The following is an 18,866-nucleotide window of genomic DNA, read 5'->3' on the forward strand; positions in this document are numbered from 1 at the left end:
CGCTCCTATTACTTCTTGCCGGGCTTCTTCTTGCCGGCGACGGTCCGCTTCGGGCCCTTGCGGGTCCGCGCGTTGGTCTTGGTCCGCTGGCCACGCACGGGCAGGCCCCGGCGGTGCCGGATGCCGGCGTAGCAGCCGATCTCAACCTTGCGGCGGATGTCAGCGGCGACCTCGCGGCGCAGGTCGCCTTCAACCTTGTAGTTGCCCTCGATGTGGTCGCGGAGCTGCACGAGCTCCTCGTCCGTGAGGTCCCGAGCGCGCTTGTCCGGCGAGATGCCGGTGGCGGCGAGCGTCTCCAGGGCGCGGGTTCGACCGACCCCGAAGATGTAGGTGAGCGCGATCTCCATCCGCTTCTCGCGGGGGAGATCCACGCCGACTAGACGTGCCATGTGCGGGCGTACTCCTCGTGATGTGTGGCGGAGGTGTGGACCCGTCTCACCCCGCTACCGGCCGTCCCGTCTTTCCGACGCCATCAGCGCCGGCGACCGGGATCGGTCGCTGCCCAAGCGGGCCCCGGCCTCCGACCGGGGGTCAGCCACGAAAGGAGTACGCCTCGCGTACCGCTCGCGGCTGGGACGAGCATGTGTGATGTGTGTGTCGCTGAGGAACTGCCCGGACCAACACCACCCGGCCGTGTTCGGCCGGACGGGCTGAGTCAGCCCTGGCGCTGCTTGTGGCGCGGGTCGGTGCAGATGACCATGACCCGGCCGTGCCGGCGGATAACCCGGCACTTGTTGCAGATCCTCTTGACGCTCGGCTTGACCTTCACGGTTGCCTTACTTCCCATCTGGCCCGGCAACGCGCCATGCGCGAGACCGGACGTCGAAGACGGACACGGGACTTCCCGGCCGCCGTCAGGACTACTTGTAGCGGTAGACGATGCGCCCGCGGGTCAGGTCGTACGGCGAGAGTTCGACGACGACCCGGTCCTCCGGCAGGATGCGGATGTAGTGCTGCCGCATCTTGCCGCTGATGTGAGCCAACACCTTGTGGCCGTTCGCGAGCTCCACGCGGAACATGGCGTTCGGCAGGGGCTCGATGACCCGACCCTCGATCTCAATGGCTCCGTCTTTTTTCGGCATGTCCTCCGCTGTCCTGACGTCGATTGCTCCGGGCGACCCACAACGTCTTACACGGAAATCTGACCAGAATCAGAAGACCGCGCCAGCCGCGGCTCCGGGACCCACCGAAGCGCAGGGTGGGCATGCCGGAGTGGACGCTGTGCGCCGATCAGAAAGTGTACGCCGGCCTGCCGCCCACCGCCAAACCACCCACCCACCCCGACCCGCAACCTCCGATTGATCATGAAGTTATCGCCACGACACGTCGGTTCCGAGGGCAACAACTTCATGATCGACGGGGACCTGGGCGGGTGGGTGGGTCAGGTAGGTGGGGGTGGGTTAGTCAGGTGGGGGGTGGGGTTTTGTCTGGTTCGGTGGAGCGGAGCTGGCGTTTGCGCTCTCGCTTGGCGCGCTTGCGCTGGCGACGACGCTCCCGCTCGATCGCCTGCCGCCGGGGCTCTCCCGCGGCCAGCCCACCCACCGTCCGAAGCACCAGCACCACACCCCACGGCCCGGCCACCCAGGCCGGCCAGAAGTAGAGCAGCTCCTGACTCAGCAGCGAGGTCACGCCCCAGATGGTCACCACGATGGCGAGCACCTTCAGGTACGGGAACCACACGTCGCCCAGCCAACGACTGGTGTCGCCGGGCGCGAACGGGGCGAGTCGGCCGGTGGACGGTTGGGCCACCGTGCTGGGCGCCCGCAGGGCCGGCTGCGCCGGAGGCGACATCGGCGGCAGGTCCGACAGCAACGGGTCCAGTTCGGCGTACGTCCGCGCAGCGTAGGCCCGCTGCAACCGCTCGTCGTACTCGTGCAGGTCCAACCGACCCTCGTTGAGGGCGGCCCGCAGCCGTTCGGCCACCGCTTCCCGGTCCGCGTCCGCCGCTCGCATCCCGTCGCGCCCGTCCATGCCGGCAAGCATGCCACCGCCCCGCCAATCCGTCCCGCCCGGACGCCCTGCCCTTGATCGACTCGACATCAGGGCAAATCGGGTGTCCATGGCCGTGGGGCGGGGCGACCTTCCGGAACCCGATTCGATCAACCGCCACGACGCGGCCCACCCGACCCACTCGGCCGGCCCCGCCTGACCGGCCGGCTCGGCGGGACCGTCAGGAGGCGGTGGAGGCGGCGGGCTGGCGGGCCGTCACGAGGTCGCCGAGTCGAGCCCGGCCCCCGTCGAAGGCGGTGAGCACCCAGACGCCGTCGGGCAGGAGCGCCATCGAGTGCTCGACGTGCGCCGCGATCGACCCGTCCCGGGTGACGACCGTCCAACCGTCGGCCAGCTCGACCGTACGGGGCGAGGCCATCGTGATCATCGGCTCGATCGCCAGCGCCATGCCCGGGACCAGACGCGGACCCTTGCCCGGCCGGCCGTGGTTGAGCACGTGCGGGTCCTGGTGCATCTCGGTGCCGATGCCGTGCCCGCCGTAGCCGTCGACGATGCCGTATCGGCCGCCCTTGCGGACCGCGGTCTCCACGGCGTGCGAGATGTCGGTGAGCCGGCCCTTGCCGCTGGCCGCTCCACGGGCCGCGGCGGCGATGCCGGCCCACATGGCGTCCTCGGCCACCTCAGCCATCTTCAGCAGCGCCGGATCGACCTCGCCGACCCCGACGGTGATCGCCGAGTCGCCGTGCCACCCGTTCAACACGGCACCGCAGTCGATCGAGATGAGATCGCCCTCGGCGAGCACCTGGTTCGGCGATGGGATGGCGTGCACGATCTGCTCGTTCACCGAGGAGCAGATGGACGCCGGGAAGCCGTGGTAACCCTTGAACGACGGGACGGCGCCCGCCTCGCGGATCGTCGACTCGGCGATCGCGTCCAGATCGGCGGTGCTCACACCGGGCGCCACAGCCTCGCGCATCCGGCGGAGCGCCTCGGCGACCACGAGTCCGGCCGCGCGCATCTTCTCGATCTGGTCAGGGGTCTTCAGCTGGATGTCCAGCTGGGGACGACGCATGGAGCGGTTACCTTTCGTTGCCGAAACAGCGGGGCACGTCTCGCGTACCCCGCTGTTCGCACTCTATCCGCCGCGGTGCGGCCGGGCCTCAGCCGCCGTACGACCGCAGCGCGTCGATGGCCCGGGTCGTGACGTCCTCCACCGGGCCGGTGGCGTCGATCCCGACGAGCTTGCCCTGGGCGCCGTAGTAGTCGACCAGGGGGGCCGTCTTCTCGCTGTACTCCCGCAGGCGGGTGGCGATGGTCTCCGGCTTGTCGTCGTCGCGCTGGAACAGCTCGGCGCCGCACCGGTCACAGATACCCGGACGGGTGGTGGCGTCGAACTCGACGTGCCAGATCTTGCCGCAGCCCCGGCAGGTACGCCGGCCGGAGAGCCGCCGGATCACCTCGTCGTCGTCGACCACCAGCTCCAGGACCAGGTCCAGGGCGGTGCCCAGGTCGGCGAGGAGCTTGTCCAGAGCGGCCGCCTGCGGAGTGGTCCGCGGGAAGCCGTCGAGGAGGAAGCCCTCGCTGGCGTCGGGCTCGGCGAGCCGATCCCGGACCATGTTGATGGTGACCTCGTCCGGAACCAGCTCGCCCGCGTCCATGTAGCGCTTCGCCTCGACGCCCAGTGGCGTGCCCTGGGTGACGTTCGACCGGAAGATGTCCCCGGTCGAGATCTTGGGCACCGACAGGTGCGCGGCGATGAACTCGGCCTGCGTGCCTTTGCCCGCGCCCGGCGGGCCAACCAGAACGAGTCTCATCTACCGCAGGAACCCTTCGTAGTTCCGCTGCATGAGTTGGCTCTCGATCTGCTTCACGGTCTCCAGACCGACGCCGACCATGATGAGCACAGCGGTGCCACCGAACGGGAAGTTCTGGTACTGCTGGTTGTCCAGCCAGATGAAGAAGAAGTTCGGCAGGATCGAGATGACGCCCAGGTAGAGCGCGCCCGGCAGGGTGATCCGGCTGAGGATGAAGTCCAGGTAGTCGGCGGTCGGCTTGCCCGGACGGATGCCCGGCACGAACCCGCCGTACTTCTTCATGTTGTCCGCGACCTCGGTCGGGTTGAACGTGATCGACACGTAGAAGTACGTGAAGAAAATGATCAACAGGAAGTAGACCGTGATGTAGATCGGGCTGTCCGGGGCGACCAGGTTGTTCTGGATCCAGGCCTGGACCTTGCCCGGGTCGTTCTGGTCGAAGAACTGGAGAGCCAGCTGCGGCAGGTAGAGCAGCGACGAGCCGAAGATGACCGGGATCACACCCGCCTGGTTGACCTTGAGCGGGATGTAGGTCGAGGTGCCGCCGTACATGCGCCGGCCGATCATCCGCTTGGCGTACTGCACCGGAATCCGGCGCTGCGCCTGCTCGATGAAGGTAACCGCGGTGATGACCACCAGGACCAGCGCGATGACCAGGGCGAACATGTCCCAGCCCTTGCTGGTCTTGATCTGCCAGCCCTCGCTGGGCAGGCGGGCCGCGATCGAGGTGAAGATCAGGACGGACATGCCGTTACCCACGCCGCGGTCCGTGATCAGCTCGCCGAGCCACATGACCATGCCGGTGCCGGCGGTCATGGTGATCACCAGGATGGACAGCGTCAGCCAGTCCGGGATGCCGGTGCCCTCGGGGATGATCGGGAACTGGTCGCAGCGGTTCTGGAACAGCTGCCCGGAGCGGGCCAGGGCGACGAACGCCGATGCCTGCAGGACACCCAGACCCAGGGTCAGGTAGCGGGTGTACTGCGTGATCTTCGCCTGGCCGGCCTGGCCCTCCTTGCGGAGCTGCTCGAGGCGCGGGATCACGACGGTCAGCAGCTGCAGGATGATCGACGCCGTGATGTAGGGCATGATGCCCAGCGCGAAGACCGAGAGCTGGAGCAGCGCTCCGCCGGAGAAGAGGTTGAGCAGATTCAGCGGGCCCGTCGTGTCGCCCGAGATGGAGTCGAGGCACTTCTGCACGTTGCCGTACGAGACGCCGGGGCTGGGCAGCGTGGCACCCAGCCGGTAGACCGCGATGATGCCTACTGTGAACAGCAGCTTCTTGCGCAGGTCAGGCGTACGGAACGCACTGAGAAAGGCGGACAGCAACTTCTTCCTCCTGCGCGAGGCGGGCCGCCGGTGATCCCTGGCGGGTCGGGGTGAATCCCGGGCGAGTGCCCGGAATCCATGGCTGGGATGGGACTCTAACAGCCCTGTCCCACTCCGGGCAGGTGTGCCCGGCTACATAAACCGATTCCGATATTACCGGGCGCTTAGGCCCCAGGCAGACCTAGGCGCCCGCCAGTTGCTCGCAACTGGACGGGCGCCGAGGTCGTACGCCTTACAGCTCGGTGACAGAGCCACCGGCGGCGGCGATCTTCTCCTTGGCCGACGCGCTGAACGCGTGCGCCGACACCTGGAGCGCCACCCCGCCGAGATCCCCGGTGCCGAGGACCTTGACCGGCTGGCCCTTGCGGACCGCGCCGGCCTCGACCAGCTCGATCGGGCCGACCTGGCCGCCGTTCGGGAACAGCTCGGCGAGCCGGTCCAGGTTGACCACCTGGAAGACCACCTTGAACCTGTTCTTGAAGCCCTTCATCTTCGGCAGGCGCATGTGGATGGGCATCTGCCCACCCTCGAACGCCGCCGAGATGTTCTTGCGGGCCTTGGAGCCCTTGGTACCGCGACCGGCGGTCTTGCCCTTGGAACCCTCACCGCGACCCACACGGGTCTTCGCGGTCTTGGAACCGGGCGCCGGGCGCAGGTGGTGCACCTTGATCGTCATTACTCGACCTCCTCGACCTTCACGAGGTGGTTGACCGTGAAGATCATGCCGCGGATCTCGGGCCGGTCCTCCTTGACCACCACGTCGTTGATCCGCTTGAGACCGAGCGAACGCAGCGAGTCACGCTGGTTCTGCTTGGTCCCGATACCGGACCGGAGCTGGGTGACCTTCAGGCGTGCCATCAGCGCGCCACCCCCGCCCGCGACGCCAGCATGGCGGCCGGCGCGACGTCCTCCACCGGCAGACCACGACGCGCCGCGACCTGCTCGGGGGACTCGAGCCCCTTCAGGGCCGCCACGGTGGCGTGCACGATGTTGATCGGGTTCGACGAACCGAGGCTCTTGGAGAGCACGTCGTGGATACCGGCGCACTCCAGCACGGCACGCACCGGACCACCGGCGATGACACCCGTACCGGCCGAGGCCGGCTTGAGCAGCACGACGCCAGCGGCGTCCTCACCCGTCACCGGGTGCGGGATCGACTGACCGATCCGCGGGACCTTGAAGAAGTGCTTCTTGGCCTCCTCGACACCCTTGGCGATCGCCGCGGGCACCTCCTTGGCCTTTCCGTAGCCCACGCCGACCGTGCCGTCGCCGTCGCCCACGATCACCAGGGCGGTGAAGCTGAAGCGACGACCACCCTTCACGACCTTGGCGACGCGGTTGATCGCGACGACCCGCTCAAGGTGCGGGGTCTTCTCGACGGGCGCGTTTCCGCGGCCGCCCTCACGGCGGTTGTCGCGGCGACCACCCTCGTTGCCACCGGACCCGCCGCCACGGCGCTGTTGACCTGGCATCAGCAGCCTTCCTTATCTCTCGTGACGGGGTTGTTAGAACTCGAGCCCGGCTTCGCGGGCGGCGTCGGCAAGCGCGGCGACCCGCCCCGCGTACCGGTTGCCACCGCGGTCGAAGACGACCTTGGAGACGCCGGCGGCCTTGGCCCGCTCGGCGAGCAGGGCGCCCACCTTGCCGGCGAGGGCGCTCTTGTCGCCCTCCGTACCGCGCAGCGAGGCGTCCAGGGTCGACGCCGACGCCAGGGTGTGGCCCTTGGTGTCGTCGACGATCTGGGCGACCATGTGCCGCAGCGAACGGGTGACGACCAGGCGCGGACGCTCGGCCGTACCGCTGACGTTCTTGCGGACGCGGAAGTGCCGACGCGCACGCCCAACGGCGCGCTTGGCGGCGACGCCGCGGCGGCGCTTGAGCAGCGTGGCGCTCACTTCTTACCTGCCTTTCCGGCCTTGCGGCGGATGACCTCGCCCTGGTACTTCACGCCCTTGCCCTTGTAGGGCTCCGGCGGACGGATCTTCCGGATGTTGGCGGCGACCTCACCGACCTGCTGCTTGTCGATGCCGGCCACGTGGAACAGGGTCGGCCGCTCCACCGTGAAGGTGATGCCCGCCGGGGCGGGGACGACCACCGGGTGCGAGAACCCGAGCGCGAACTCGAGGTCCGAACCCTTGGCGGTGACCCGGTAACCGGTGCCCGCGATCTCCAGGCTCTTACGGTAACCCTCGGTCACGCCGACGATCATGTTGGCGACCAGGGTACGGCTCAGGCCGTGCAGTTCCTTGGCCTTGCGCTCGTCGTTCGGGCGGCTGACGTTCAGCTGCCCGTCCTCCGCGCGCTCGATCGTGATCGGCTCCGCGATGGTGTGCTGGAGCTCGCCCTTCGGGCCCTTGACCTTGACGGTCTGCCCGTCGATCGTGATGTCGACGCCGGATGGCACCGGGATCGACTTACGTCCAATTCGCGACATTTCTACCAGTCTCCCGTTACCAGACGAAGGCGAGGACTTCCCCGCCAACACTCCGCTTGCGGGCCTGCCGGTCGGTCAGCAGTCCCTGGGACGTCGAAATGATCGCCACGCCCAGCCCACCGAGCACCCGCGGGAGCCCGTCCGACTTGGCGTACACCCGGAGACCGGGCTTGGACACGCGCTTGATGCCGGCCAGGCTCCGCTCGCGGTTCTGGCCGTACTTGAGCTCGACGACCAGTCGCTTGCCGACGGCACCCTCCTCGGGCTCCTCGACCGACCAGGTGGCGATGTAACCCTCGGCCTTCAGGACCTCGGCGATGTTCGCCTTGATCTTGGAGTAGGGCATCTTCACCTGATCGTGGTACGCCTGGTTGGCGTTACGCAGACGCGTGAGCATGTCTGCGATCGGGTCGGTCATCGTCATGGATTTCGTCAGCCTTTCTCGCCGGGGTTCCCGGGGCATCAGCCCCGGGCCTACGGCGAAGAGCAATACCTAATCGGTGCAGGAGTTCCCGGCCGGAGCCGGGACGCGGTCGCCCTTACCAGGAAGCCTTGGACACACCCGGCAGCTCACCGCGGTGGGCCATCTCCCGGATGCAGACCCGGCAGAGCCCGAACTTGCGGTAGACCGCCTTCGGACGCCCGCACCGCTGGCAGCGGGTGTACGCGCGAACCGAGAACTTCGGCTTCGCGGCCGCCTTGAGGATCAGCGCCTTCTTGGCCATCTCAGTTCTCCTTGAACGGGAAGCCCAGGAGCTTGAGCAGCGCCCGGCCCTCGTCGTCGGTCGTGGCGGTGGTGACCACCGTGATGTCCATGCCCCGCTGGCGATCGATCCGGTCCTGGTCGATCTCGTGGAACACCGACTGCTCGGTCAGACCGAACGTGTAGTTGCCGTGCCCGTCCAGCTTGCGCCCGTCCAGACCGCGGAAGTCGCGGATACGCGGCAGCGCGATGGAGAGCAGCCGGTCCAGGAACTCCCACATGCGGTCGCCGCGGAGGGTCACCTTCGCGCCGATCGGCATGCCCTCGCGGAGCTTGAACTGCGCGATGGACTTGGTCGCCCGCCGCACCTGCGGCTTCTGGCCGGTGATCGTGGCGAGGTCGCGGACCGCGCCGTCGATCAGCTTGGCGTCGCGAGCGGCCTCGCCGACACCCATGTTGACGACGATCTTGACCAGCCGCGGCACCTGCATGGGGTTGCCGTAGCTGTTCTGCTCACGCAGCTGGGCCACGATCTCGTTGCGGTACCGCTCCTTGAGGCGCGGCATGGTCTTTTCGGTAGCCGTGGTCATCACAGGTCCTTACCGGTGCTACGCGCGATGCGGACCTTCTGGCCGTTGTCGTCGATCCGGTAACCGACGCGGGTCGGCTTGCCGTCGGAGTCCAGGACCTGCACGTTCGAGACGTGGATCGGGGCCTCCTGGGTGACGATGCCGCCGGTCTTGGCGCCACGCTGGGTGGTGCTGATGCGGGTGTGCTTCTTGACCCGGTTCACGCCCTCGACCAGGACCTTGTCCTGCCGCGGGTAGGCCGCGATGACCTTGCCCTTGGCACCCTTGTCCTTGCCGGCGATGACGACGACCGTGTCGCCCTTCTTGACCTTCACGGTCACAACACCTCCGGCGCGAGGGAAATGATCTTCATGAACCGCTTGTCCCGCAGCTCCCGGCCCACCGGGCCGAAGATACGGGTTCCACGCGGGTCCCCACCGTCCTTGATGATGACGGCGGCGTTCTCGTCGAAGCGGATGTACGAGCCGTCCGGCCGCCGCTTCTCCTTGGCCGTGCGAACGACGACCGCCTTGACGACGTCGCCCTTCTTCACACCGGCACCCGGGATCGCGTCCTTGACCGTGGCCACGATGACGTCGCCGATGCTCGCGTAGCGCCGACCGGAGCCACCGAGAACCCGGATGCACAGGATCTCCCGAGCACCCGTGTTGTCGGCGACGCGCAGTCGCGACTCCTGCTGAATCACGTCTATCTCCTATGTCTGCCGGTTCTCCGGCCGCCGTGGCGGCCGGAGCCTGGCGGAACCAACGCCCGACGCAACGCCGGGCGAGCTCGAGCCTTCGCTACTTGGCCTTTTCCAGGATCTCCACGATCCGCCAACGCTTGGTGGCGCTCAGCGGCCGGGTCTCCATGATCAGGACCCGGTCACCGGTGCCAGCGGCGTTCTGCTCGTCGTGCACCTTCAGCTTGCTCGTACGACGCATGATCTTGCCGTACAGCGCGTGCCGAACCCGGTCCTCGACCTCGACCACGACGGTCTTGTCCATCTTGTCGCTGACCACCAGGCCCTCGCGGACCTTGCGGCGCGCGCGGGTGGCGTCGGCGGTGGTGTTCTCGGTCATGATGCAGTCACCTCAGTCGGCGCGGCCGAGAGCCCCAGCTCGCGCTCGCGCATGATCGTGTAGATCCGGGCGATCTCCCGACGGATGACCTGCAGCCGCCGGTTGTTGTCCAGCTGCCCGGTTGCGGCCTGCACGCGGAGGTTGAACAGCTCCGCCTTGGCCTCCCGCAGCTTCGTGACCAGCTCCTCCTCGGAGAGCTCACGCAGCTCGGTCGCCTTAACGCCCGCTGCCATCAGGATTCACCCACTTCGCGCGTAACAATGCGGCACTTCATCGGGAGCTTGTGGATCGCGCGACGCATGGCCTCACGCGCGATCTGCTCGTTGGGGAACGACATCTCGAAGAGAACCCGTCCCGGCTTGACGTTGGCGACCCACCACTCCGGCGAACCCTTACCGGAACCCATCCGGGTCTCGGCAGGCTTCTTGGTGAGGGCCTGGTCCGGGAAGATCGTGATCCAGACCTTGCCGCCACGCTTGATGTGACGGGTCATCGCGATACGCGCCGACTCGATCTGGCGGTTGGTCACGTACGCCGGCTCGAGAGCCTGGATCCCGAACTCGCCGAACACCACCCGGTTACCACCCTTGGACGCGCCGTGGCGGTCCGGGTGGTGCGGCTTGCGGAAGCCCTTCGGGGGCTTGCGCGGCATCAGCATCTGTCAGCCCTCCTGCTGCGTTTCAGCCGGAGCAGCAGTGGCGGCGACAGCAGCGCTGTCGACCGGCTCGCCGCTCGGCGTCTCGGCCTGCTGCGCGATGGTGGTCGCAGCAGCCCGACCGGCCTCGGTGCCACCAGCCGTGGTGCCGGACGAACCCGACCGGCCACGGCGCGGACGCTCGGGACGGTCGCCGCGCTCACCACGGCGCGGGCGGGACGGACCGGCCTCGGCCGGAGCCTCCCGGCCCGGGACGGCGTCGCCCTTGTAGATCCAGACCTTCACGCCGATCCGGCCGAACGTGGTACGGGCCTCGAAGAAGCCGTACTCGATATTGGCCCGCAGCGTGTGCAGCGGAACCCGGCCCTCACGGTAGAACTCGGTCCGGCTCATCTCGGCGCCGCCCAGGCGGCCCGAAACCTGAACCCGGATGCCCTTGCAGACCGGGTTCTTCATGGCCGACTGCATGGCCTTGCGCATCGCCCGACGGAAGCTGACCCGGCTGGACAGCTGCTCGGCCACGCCCTGCGCGACGAGCTGAGCGTCCGACTCGGGGTTCTTCACCTCGATGATGTTCAGCTGGACCTGCTTGCCGGTGAGCTTCTCCAGCTCGCCGCGGATCCGGTCGGCCTCCGCACCCTTACGGCCGATGACGATGCCCGGCCGGGCGGTGTGGATGTCGACGCGGACGCGGTCGCGGGTGCGCTCGATGTCGACCTTGGAGATCCCGGCACGCTCGAGGCCCTTGGACATCATGCGGCGGATCTTGACGTCCTCGCCGATGTAGTCCTTGTAGAGCTTGTCCGCGAACCAACGGGACTTCCAGTCGGTCGAGATGCCGAGCCGGAACCCAGTGGGGTGAACCTTCTGACCCATTACTCGGCGTCCTCCGTCTTGCTCTGCGCTTCGGCCGGTGCGGCCTGCGTGGCCGGGGCGGCCTTCTTCGCCGCGGCCTTCCTCGGCGCTGCCGGCGCGACCGCCTCGACCGCCACGGTGATGTGACAGGTGCGCTTGCGGATCCGGTACGCCCGACCCTGCGCCCGCGGCTGGAACCGCTTCATCGTCGGGCCCTCGTCCACGAACGCCTCGCTGACGAGCAGCGCGTCGGGGTCCAGCCGCTCGTTGTTCTCCGCGTTGGCGATCGCGCTAGCGAGCACCTTGTACACCTGCTCGCTCGCAGCCTGCGGCGCGAACTGCAGCACCGTGAGCGCCTCCTTCGCGGGCAGGCCGCGGACGAGGTTGACCACCCGGCGCGCCTTCATCGGCGAGATGCGCACGTGCCGCGCAACCGCCCGCGCGCCCGGAAGCACCGGAGCGTCGCCCTTTCCTGGCATCGCTGTAACCCCTTGTTCCCTCTATCCGTATGCCTGGCGGCGTCAGCGCCGACGGCTCTTCCGGTCGTCCTTCTCGTGACCCTTGAAGGTGCGGGTCAGCGCGAACTCGCCGAGCTTGTGCCCGACCATCGCCTCGGTCACGAACACCGGGACGTGCTTGCGTCCGTCGTGCACGGCGATCGTGTGCCCGAGCATCTCGGGGATGATCGTCGAGCGCCGCGACCAGGTCTTGATCACGTTCTTGGAGCCCTTGTCGTTCTGAACTTCCACCTTCTTGAGCAGGTGGTCGTCGACGAACGGGCCCTTCTTCAGGCTGCGAGGCATGTCTTATCTCCCTCAGCCGCGCTTACGCGTGGCGTAGCGGCGGCGGACAATCAGCTTGTCGCTCGCCTGGCCCTTACGGCGGGTGCGGCCCTCGGGCTTACCCTGCGGGTTGACCGGGTGGCGACCACCGGAGGTCTTACCCTCACCACCACCGTGCGGGTGGTCGACCGGGTTCATGGCGACACCACGGACGGTCGGGCGCTTGCCCTTCCACCGCATACGGCCGGCCTTACCCCAGTTGATGTTCGACTGGTCGGCGTTGCCGATCTCGCCGATGCTGGCGCGGCAGCGCACGTCCACCCGCCGGATCTCGCCGGACGGCATACGCAGGGTCGCGTACACGCCCTCGCGGCCGAGCAGCTGGATGCCGACGCCGGCGGAACGGGCGAGCTTGGCCCCGCCGCCCGGACGCAGCTCCACGTTGTGGATCGTGGTACCCACCGGGATGTTGCGCAGCGGCAGGTTGTTGCCCGGCTTGATGTCGGCGCCCGGGCCGGACTCGACGCGGTCGCCCTGCTTCATGTCCTTCGGCGCGATGATGTACCGCTTCTCGCCGTCGGCGTAGTGCAGCAACGCGATGCGCGCGGTGCGGTTCGGGTCGTACTCGATGTGGGCGACCTTCGCCGGCACGCCGTCCTTGTCGACCCGCTTGAAGTCGATCAGACGGTACTGGCGCTTGTGACCGCCACCGTGGTGCCGCGTGGTGATCCGGCCGTGGGCGTTACGCCCGCCCTTCTTCGGCAGCGGAGCCAGCAGCGACTTCTCCGGCGTGGACCGGGTGATCTCGGCGAAGTCGGCGACGCTGGAGCCACGACGGCCCGGCGTCGTCGGCTTGTACTTACGGATAGCCATTGTCTACACCCCTCAGCTGACCGGGCCGCCGAAGGCCTCGATACGGTCACCGTCAGCCAGCTTCACGATCGCCCGCTTGGTCGCCTTGCGCTGACCGAAGCCGGTCTTGGTGCGCTTGCGCTTGCCCTGGCGGTTGAGCGTGTTGACCGTCAGGACGCGGACGTCGAAGATCTGCTGGATAGCGATCTTGATCTCGGTCTTGTTCGCGTCCGGGTGCACCAGGAAGGTGTACCAGTTCCGGTTCAGCTCGCTGTAGCTCTTCTCCGAGACGACCGGCGCCACGATGATGTCGCGCGGGTCGGCGATCGTGCTCACTTGCCACCCTCCTCGGTGGTCTCGGCGGGCACGCCCAGGAACTCGTCCAGGGCGTCCTTGGTGAAGACCACGTCGTCGGCCACCAGCACGTCGTACGTGTTCAGCTGGCCGGACTCGATCAGGTGCACCCGCGGCTCGTTGCGCAGCGACACCCAGTTCAGCTCGTCGGTGCTGCTCAGCACGACCAGGACCCGACGGGCCTCGGTGAGCTTGGCGAGCGTGGCCAGAGCGGCCTTGGTCGACGGCTTCTCGCTCGAGACGAACGCCTCGACGACGTGCACCTGCCCGGCGCGGGCCCGGTCGGAGAGGGCACCGCGGAGCGCGGCGGCCTTCATCTTCTTCGGGGTCCGCTGGCTGTAGTCGCGCGGCACGGGACCGTGCACCACGCCACCGCCGGCGAACTGCGGCGCGCGGATCGAGCCCTGCCGGGCGCGACCGGTGCCCTTCTGCTTGTACGGCTTCTTGCCGCCACCGGCGACCTCGCCGCGGGTCTTGGCCTTGTGCGTGCCCTGTCGGGCCGCCGCGAGCTGGGCCACCACGACCTGGTGCATCAGCGCGACGTTGGCCTGCACGTCGAAGATGTCCGCCGGCAGCTCAACCGAGCCGCTGGTGGTGCCTTCGACGGTGCGCACGTCAACGGTGGTCACTTGGCCGCACCGCCCTTCTTCACCTTGCTCTTGGCCGCGGTACGGACCAGAACGAGCGCGCCCTTGGGACCAGGAATGGCACCCCGGACGAGCAGCAGGTTGTTCTCGGTGTCGACCGCCTGGACGGTGAGGTTCTGCACGGTGTAGCGCACGCCACCCATGCGGCCGGCCATCCGGGTGCCCTTGAAGACACGACCCGGGGTGGCGCAGGCGCCGATGGAGCCGGGCGAGCGGTGCTTGCGCTCGACACCGTGGCTGGCGCGCAGACCGTGGAAGCCGTGCCGCTTCATCGGGCCGGCGTAGCCCTTGCCCTTGGTCTTGCCGGTGACGTCGATCGTGACGCCCGCCGGGAACTCCTCGACCGTGACCTCCTGGCCGAGCGAGTACTCCGACGCGTCCGTGGTGCGCAGCTCGACGATGTGCCGGCGCGGCGCCACGTCCGCCTTCGCGTAGTGCCCGCTGACCGGCTTCTTCACCTTGCGCGGGTCGATCGTGCCGTACGCCAGCTGGACCGCGGAGTAACCGTCCTTCTCGGCGCTACGAACCTGGCTGATGACGCACGGGCCGGCCTCGACCACGGTCACGGGAACAACCTTGTTGTTGTCCCAGACCTGGGTCATGCCGAGCTTGGCGCCCAGGATCCCCTTGACTTGCCTGTCCATTTGTCCGGTCCCTACAGCTTGATCTCGATGTCGACGCCAGCCGGCAGGTCGAGGCGCATGAGCGAGTCGACCGTCTTCGGGGTCGGGTCGATGATGTCGATCAGCCGCTTGTGCGTGCGCATCTCGAAGTGCTCGCGCGAGTCCTTGTACTTGTGCGGCGAGCGGATAACGCAGAAACGGTTGATCTCCGTGGGCAGCGGCACCGGGCCCGCGACCTGCGCCCCGGTACGCGTCACCGTCTCGACGATCTTCCGAGCCGAGGAGTCGACGACCTCGTGGTCATAGGCCTTGAGCCGGATGCGGATCTTCTGTCCCGCCATGGTGGCTTCTGTTCCTTCTCTCGATGCCGCTGTGTTGCGGGCGCCTGTACCGGCTGGCACAGGCCCACTTCGCCGACCCCCGCGGTCGGGCGTGTCGCGCCCTCGGGCCAGGCTCCGCCCCGAGGTTCCGGAGTGGTGCTGACCGCGCGGTGGGTCAAGGCGTCGATCGCACTACCGCGACCTGAACGCCGTGCGAGGGTGGTTGGCGACTGGGCCGCCAACCACCCTACGCTCGACTGTCTCGCCACCCGGAGGTTCAGCGAAAGCCGAACACAGGCGACGAACTGTCGTTACGCAACCTGACTAGTATGCCGCACGACCGGCGGCGGGTCTAATCGGGGTTACCCAGGTCACTTCTGGATCTTGGTGACGAACCCGGCGCCGACGGTGCGGCCACCCTCGCGGATCGCGAACTTGAGGTTCTCCTCCATGGCGATGGGCTGGATCAGCTTCACCGACATGGTGGTGTTGTCACCCGGCATGACCATCTCGGTGCCCTCGGGGAGGGTGACGACACCGGTGACGTCCGTGGTCCGGAAGTAGAACTGCGGGCGGTAGTTCTGGAAGAACGGGGTGTGCCGGCCGCCCTCCTCCTTGGAGAGGATGTAGACCGTCGCCTCGAACTCCGTGTGCGGGGTCGTGGTGCCCGGCTTGACGACCACCATGCCGCGCTCGACGTCCTCGCGCTTGATGCCACGCAGCAGCAGACCGACGTTCTCGCCCGCGCGGGCCTCGTCGAGCAGCTTGCGGAACATCTCGATACCGGTGCAGACCGTCTTCTGCGACTTCTCGCGGATACCGACGATCTCCACCTCCTCGTTCGGCTTGAGGATGCCGCGCTCGGCGCGACCGGTGACGACGGTGCCACGACCGGTGATCGTGAAGACGTCCTCGATGGGCATGAGGAACGGCTTCTCGGTCTCGCGCTCCGGCTGCGGGATCGCGGTGTCGACCGCGGTCATCAGGTCCAGGAGCTTGCCGGTCCACTCGGGGTCACCCTCGAGGGCCTTCAGCGCCGAAACCCGGACGACCGGCAGGTCGTCACCCGGGTACTCCTGCGAGGAGAGCAGCTCGCGGACCTCGAGCTCGACGAGCTCCAGGAGCTCCTCGTCGTCGACCATGTCGCTCTTGTTGAGCGCCACGACGATGTACGGCACGCCAACCTGACGCGCGAGCAGCACGTGCTCACGGGTCTGCGGCATCGGGCCGTCGGTCGCCGCGACCACCAGGATCGCGCCGTCCATCTGCGCGGCACCGGTGATCATGTTCTTGATGTAGTCCGCGTGGCCGGGGCAGTCCACGTGCGCGTAGTGCCGCGACTCGGTCTGGTACTCGACGTGCGCGATCGAGATCGTGATGCCGCGGGCCTTCTCCTCCGGCGCCTTGTCGATCTCGTCGAACGGCGTGTACGGGTTCAGGTCCGGGTACTGGTCGTGCAGGACCTTGGTGATGGCCGCCGTCAGCGTCGTCTTACCGTGGTCGATGTGACCAATGGTGCCGATGTTGACGTGCGGCTTAGTCCGCTCGAACTTAGCCTTCGCCACTGGTGTCCTCCTGTGGACTTCTTGGTTCGTACGCCCGGCGCGCCGGTCGGCGCTTAGGACTCTGTCGACAGCCTTTCCGGCCTGACGGCCGGAGAGCCTTTGTGGGTTCTGCGGCGATGAAGCCTACAGGCCCGGTCTCACGCGATCCGATCGTGGTGGCCGCGGGCGGGTTGAGTCACCCGCGACCGACCACGAATCACCTGCTCGGGGCAGTTACTCGCCCGTCGCCTTCGCGATGATCTCCTTCGCGACGCTCTGCGGAACCTCCGCGTAGGAGTCGAACTGCATGCTGTAGCTAGCCCGGCCCTGGGTCTTCGACCGCAGGTCGCCGACGTAGCCGAACATCTCCGACAACGGCACCAGAGCCCTCACGATGCGGGCGCCGCTGCGCTCCTCCATCGCCTGGATGATGCCGCGGCGGGAGTTGAGGTCACCGATGACGTCACCCATGTTCTCCTCAGGAGTGGTGACCTCAACGGCCATCATCGGCTCGAGCAACGCGGGATCGGCCTTGCGGGCCGCGTCCTTCATCACCATCGAGCCGGCGATCTTGAATGCCATTTCCGACGAGTCGACCTCGTGGTACTGACCGTCCAGCAGCGTCAGCTTCACACCGACGAGCGGGAAGCCCGCGAGGATGCCGTACTGCATGGCGTCCTGCGCACCGGCGTCGACCGACGGGATGAACTCCCGCGGGATGCGACCGCCGCTGACGGCGTTGGCGAACTCGTAGGTCGGCGAGTCGTTGTCCAGCGGCAGCGGCTCGACGCTCACGATCACGCGGGCGTACTGGCCGGAACCACCGGTCTGCTTCTTGTGGGTGTACTCGACCTTCTCCACCTTGCGGCGGATGGTCTCGCGGTACGCCACCTGCGGCTTGCCGACGTTGGCCTCGACGTTGAACTCGCGGCGCATCCGGTCGACCAGGATGTCCAGGTGCAGCTCGCCCATGCCGGAGATGACCGTCTGACCGGTCTCCTCGTCCAGCTGGACGCGGAAGGTCGGGTCCTCCTCGGCCAGGCGCTGGATGGCCGTGCCCAGCTTCTCCTGGTCGGACTTGGTCTTCGGCTCGATCGCCACCGAGATGACCGGCTCCGGGAAGGTCATCGACTCCAGGATGACCGGGTTCGCCGGGTCGGAGAGCGTGTCGCCGGTGGTGGTCTGCTTGAGACCCTGCACGGCGATGATGTCGCCGGCCTGCGCCGACGGACGCTCTTCACGCTTGTTGGCGTGCATCTGGTAGATCTTGCCGATCCGCTCCTTGCGGTCCTTGGTGGAGTTGACCACCTGGGAGCCGGAGTCGAGCGTGCCGGAGTAGACGCGCACGTAGGTGAGCTTGCCCAGGTGCTTGTCCGTCTGGATCTTGAAGGCCAGACCGGAGAAGGGCTCCGAGTTGGACGGCTTGCGCAGCAGCGGGGTCTCACCGTCGGTGGCCGTACCCTCGATCGCCGGAACGTCCAGCGGCGACGGCAGGAAGTCGACCACGGCGTCGAGCATGGGCTGGACGCCCTTGTTCTTGAACGCCGAGCCGCACAGCACCGGGTTGGCCTTGCCGGCGATGGTGGCACGCCGGATGGCGGCCTTGATCTCCTCGACGGAGACCTCCTCGCCTTCCAGGTACTTCTCCATCACCGAGTCGTCGACGTCGGCGAGGGTCTCCATCAGCTTCTCGCGCCACTCGGCCGCGGAGTCGGCCAGCTCGGCCGGGATCTCCTCGATCGCGTAGTCCTCACCCTTCTGGGTCTCCCCGCGCCAGGTGAGGGCGCGCATGCCGACCAGGTCGACGACACCGATGTGGTCGCCCTCGAGCCCGATCGGGATCTGGAGCACCAGCGGGGTGGCGTTGAGCCGGTCGATCATCATCTGCACGCAGCGGAAGAAGTCGGCACCGGTCCGGTCGAGCTTGTTGACGAAGCACATCCGCGGGACGTTGTACTTGTCGGCCTGCCGCCAGACGTTCTCCGTCTGCGGCTCGACGCCGGCGACACCGTCGTAGACCGCGACCGCACCATCCAGGACACGCAGCGACCGCTCGACCTCGACCGTGAAGTCGACGTGGCCAGGCGTGTCGATGATCTGGATCGTGTGGCCCTTCCACTCACACTTGGTGGCAGCGGAGGTGATGGTGATACCACGCTCCTGCTCCTGCTCCATCCAGTCCATGACGGCGGCGCCCTCGTGGACCTCACCGATCTTGTACGTGATGCCGGTGTAGAACAGGATTCGCTCGGTGGTCGTGGTCTTACCGGCATCGATGTGCGCCATGATGCCGATGTTGCGTACGTTGGCGAGCGCGTCTGCGGCGGCCACTTCAATCCCTACTTATCGTCGT

The 18,866-nt window shown here is 67.6% G+C and carries 30 protein-coding genes; all 30 read right to left on the minus strand.

Features of this window, described 5'->3' with window-relative positions:
* Positions 1-8 precede the first annotated feature (8 nt).
* The 30 genes from rpsM to fusA all read right to left on the minus strand — a co-directional run bounded on the left by rpsM (position 9) and on the right by fusA (position 18,844).
* The gene (gene rpsM, locus ABZ272_RS16335) at positions 9-389 is read right to left on the minus strand and encodes a 30S ribosomal protein S13 (protein ID WP_007465236.1); all 381 of its coding nucleotides are present in this window, start codon (positions 387-389) and stop codon (positions 9-11) included.
* Between the two features lie 266 nt (positions 390-655).
* Complete coding sequence (gene rpmJ, locus ABZ272_RS16340) at positions 656-769, minus strand: 50S ribosomal protein L36 (protein WP_012184307.1); 114 nt, start codon at positions 767-769, stop codon at positions 656-658.
* A gap of 91 nt (positions 770-860) precedes the next feature.
* Complete coding sequence (gene infA, locus ABZ272_RS16345; protein ID WP_007073013.1) at positions 861-1,082, minus strand: translation initiation factor IF-1; 222 nt, start codon at positions 1,080-1,082, stop codon at positions 861-863.
* A gap of 322 nt (positions 1,083-1,404) precedes the next feature.
* Positions 1,405-1,971, minus strand: coding sequence for a DUF1707 domain-containing protein (locus ABZ272_RS16350; RefSeq protein ID WP_355050753.1), 567 nt, complete (start codon positions 1,969-1,971; stop codon positions 1,405-1,407).
* A 199-nt stretch (positions 1,972-2,170) separates the two neighbouring features.
* On the minus strand, positions 2,171-3,022 hold the full coding sequence (gene map, locus ABZ272_RS16355; protein ID WP_355050754.1) for a type I methionyl aminopeptidase: 852 nt from the start codon (positions 3,020-3,022) through the stop codon (positions 2,171-2,173).
* An 88-nt stretch (positions 3,023-3,110) separates the two neighbouring features.
* Positions 3,111-3,764, minus strand: a complete 654-nt coding sequence (locus ABZ272_RS16360; protein ID WP_088950228.1) for an adenylate kinase — start codon at positions 3,762-3,764, stop codon at positions 3,111-3,113.
* Entirely contained in the window at positions 3,765-5,093 is a 1,329-nt protein-coding gene (gene secY / locus ABZ272_RS16365) for a preprotein translocase subunit SecY (RefSeq protein ID WP_355050755.1), read from the minus strand.
* Positions 5,094-5,325: 232 nt separating this feature from the next.
* Positions 5,326-5,769 (minus strand): 50S ribosomal protein L15, encoded by a 444-nt coding sequence (gene rplO, locus ABZ272_RS16370; protein WP_355050756.1) that lies wholly within the window; start codon positions 5,767-5,769, stop codon positions 5,326-5,328.
* A complete protein-coding gene (rpmD, locus tag ABZ272_RS16375) occupies positions 5,769-5,951 on the minus strand; it encodes a 50S ribosomal protein L30 (protein WP_030329904.1) in 183 nt (60 codons plus the stop codon). Before rpmD ends, rplO begins: the two co-directional genes overlap by 1 nt.
* Positions 5,951-6,565, minus strand: coding sequence for a 30S ribosomal protein S5 (rpsE, locus tag ABZ272_RS16380; protein WP_007465263.1), 615 nt, complete (start codon positions 6,563-6,565; stop codon positions 5,951-5,953). Before rpsE ends, rpmD begins: the two co-directional genes overlap by 1 nt.
* A 33-nt stretch (positions 6,566-6,598) precedes the next feature.
* Complete coding sequence (gene rplR, locus ABZ272_RS16385; protein ID WP_110563093.1) at positions 6,599-6,988, minus strand: 50S ribosomal protein L18; 390 nt, start codon at positions 6,986-6,988, stop codon at positions 6,599-6,601.
* Complete coding sequence (gene rplF / locus ABZ272_RS16390; RefSeq protein ID WP_355050757.1) at positions 6,985-7,527, minus strand: 50S ribosomal protein L6; 543 nt, start codon at positions 7,525-7,527, stop codon at positions 6,985-6,987. The genes rplR and rplF overlap by 4 nt, the downstream gene beginning before the upstream one ends.
* Positions 7,528-7,543: 16 nt before the next feature.
* Complete coding sequence (gene rpsH, locus ABZ272_RS16395; protein WP_007465270.1) at positions 7,544-7,951, minus strand: 30S ribosomal protein S8; 408 nt, start codon at positions 7,949-7,951, stop codon at positions 7,544-7,546.
* A 115-nt stretch (positions 7,952-8,066) separates the two neighbouring features.
* Positions 8,067-8,252 carry a type Z 30S ribosomal protein S14 gene (locus ABZ272_RS16400; protein ID WP_007073023.1) on the minus strand — a complete coding sequence of 62 codons (186 nt, stop codon included), beginning with the start codon at positions 8,250-8,252 and terminating at the stop codon, positions 8,067-8,069.
* A 1-nt stretch (position 8,253) separates the two neighbouring features.
* Positions 8,254-8,820 carry a 50S ribosomal protein L5 gene (rplE, locus tag ABZ272_RS16405; RefSeq protein WP_355050758.1) on the minus strand — a complete coding sequence of 189 codons (567 nt, stop codon included), beginning with the start codon at positions 8,818-8,820 and terminating at the stop codon, positions 8,254-8,256.
* Complete coding sequence (gene rplX, locus ABZ272_RS16410; RefSeq protein ID WP_007465276.1) at positions 8,820-9,140, minus strand: 50S ribosomal protein L24; 321 nt, start codon at positions 9,138-9,140, stop codon at positions 8,820-8,822. Before rplX ends, rplE begins: the two co-directional genes overlap by 1 nt.
* Positions 9,137-9,505: a 50S ribosomal protein L14 gene (gene rplN / locus ABZ272_RS16415; protein ID WP_007073026.1), complete on the minus strand. Its 369-nt coding sequence runs from the start codon at positions 9,503-9,505 to the stop codon at positions 9,137-9,139. Before rplN ends, rplX begins: the two co-directional genes overlap by 4 nt.
* A gap of 97 nt (positions 9,506-9,602) precedes the next feature.
* Positions 9,603-9,881 carry a 30S ribosomal protein S17 gene (gene rpsQ, locus ABZ272_RS16420; RefSeq protein WP_355050759.1) on the minus strand — a complete coding sequence of 93 codons (279 nt, stop codon included), beginning with the start codon at positions 9,879-9,881 and terminating at the stop codon, positions 9,603-9,605.
* Positions 9,878-10,114 (minus strand): 50S ribosomal protein L29, encoded by a 237-nt coding sequence (rpmC, locus tag ABZ272_RS16425; protein ID WP_007465283.1) that lies wholly within the window; start codon positions 10,112-10,114, stop codon positions 9,878-9,880. Before rpmC ends, rpsQ begins: the two co-directional genes overlap by 4 nt.
* Positions 10,114-10,539: a 50S ribosomal protein L16 gene (rplP, locus tag ABZ272_RS16430; protein ID WP_073834927.1), complete on the minus strand. Its 426-nt coding sequence runs from the start codon at positions 10,537-10,539 to the stop codon at positions 10,114-10,116. Before rplP ends, rpmC begins: the two co-directional genes overlap by 1 nt.
* Positions 10,540-10,542: 3 nt before the next feature.
* On the minus strand, positions 10,543-11,412 hold the full coding sequence (gene rpsC / locus ABZ272_RS16435) for a 30S ribosomal protein S3 (RefSeq protein WP_091402401.1): 870 nt from the start codon (positions 11,410-11,412) through the stop codon (positions 10,543-10,545).
* Entirely contained in the window at positions 11,412-11,870 is a 459-nt protein-coding gene (gene rplV / locus ABZ272_RS16440) for a 50S ribosomal protein L22 (RefSeq protein ID WP_089018943.1), read from the minus strand. Before rplV ends, rpsC begins: the two co-directional genes overlap by 1 nt.
* Positions 11,871-11,912: 42 nt before the next feature.
* On the minus strand, positions 11,913-12,194 hold the full coding sequence (gene rpsS, locus ABZ272_RS16445) for a 30S ribosomal protein S19 (RefSeq protein WP_007465299.1): 282 nt from the start codon (positions 12,192-12,194) through the stop codon (positions 11,913-11,915).
* A 12-nt stretch (positions 12,195-12,206) separates the two neighbouring features.
* A complete protein-coding gene (gene rplB, locus ABZ272_RS16450; protein WP_355050760.1) occupies positions 12,207-13,046 on the minus strand; it encodes a 50S ribosomal protein L2 in 840 nt (279 codons plus the stop codon).
* Positions 13,047-13,058: 12 nt separating this feature from the next.
* Positions 13,059-13,361: a 50S ribosomal protein L23 gene (rplW, locus tag ABZ272_RS16455; RefSeq protein ID WP_088998352.1), complete on the minus strand. Its 303-nt coding sequence runs from the start codon at positions 13,359-13,361 to the stop codon at positions 13,059-13,061.
* Positions 13,358-14,008: a 50S ribosomal protein L4 gene (gene rplD / locus ABZ272_RS16460; RefSeq protein WP_355050761.1), complete on the minus strand. Its 651-nt coding sequence runs from the start codon at positions 14,006-14,008 to the stop codon at positions 13,358-13,360. Before rplD ends, rplW begins: the two co-directional genes overlap by 4 nt.
* On the minus strand, positions 14,005-14,670 hold the full coding sequence (gene rplC / locus ABZ272_RS16465; RefSeq protein ID WP_355050762.1) for a 50S ribosomal protein L3: 666 nt from the start codon (positions 14,668-14,670) through the stop codon (positions 14,005-14,007). The genes rplD and rplC overlap by 4 nt, the downstream gene beginning before the upstream one ends.
* An 11-nt stretch (positions 14,671-14,681) precedes the next feature.
* Entirely contained in the window at positions 14,682-14,990 is a 309-nt protein-coding gene (rpsJ, locus tag ABZ272_RS16470; RefSeq protein WP_007073037.1) for a 30S ribosomal protein S10, read from the minus strand.
* A gap of 350 nt (positions 14,991-15,340) precedes the next feature.
* On the minus strand, positions 15,341-16,534 hold the full coding sequence (gene tuf / locus ABZ272_RS16475) for an elongation factor Tu (RefSeq protein ID WP_355050763.1): 1,194 nt from the start codon (positions 16,532-16,534) through the stop codon (positions 15,341-15,343).
* Between the two features lie 213 nt (positions 16,535-16,747).
* Positions 16,748-18,844, minus strand: a complete 2,097-nt coding sequence (fusA, locus tag ABZ272_RS16480; protein WP_355050764.1) for an elongation factor G — start codon at positions 18,842-18,844, stop codon at positions 16,748-16,750.
* Positions 18,845-18,866 lie beyond the last annotated feature (22 nt).

Source organism: Micromonospora sp. NPDC005979, assembly GCF_040614415.1.
In the GTDB taxonomy this organism is placed as follows: Bacteria; Actinomycetota; Actinomycetes; order Mycobacteriales; family Micromonosporaceae; genus Micromonospora.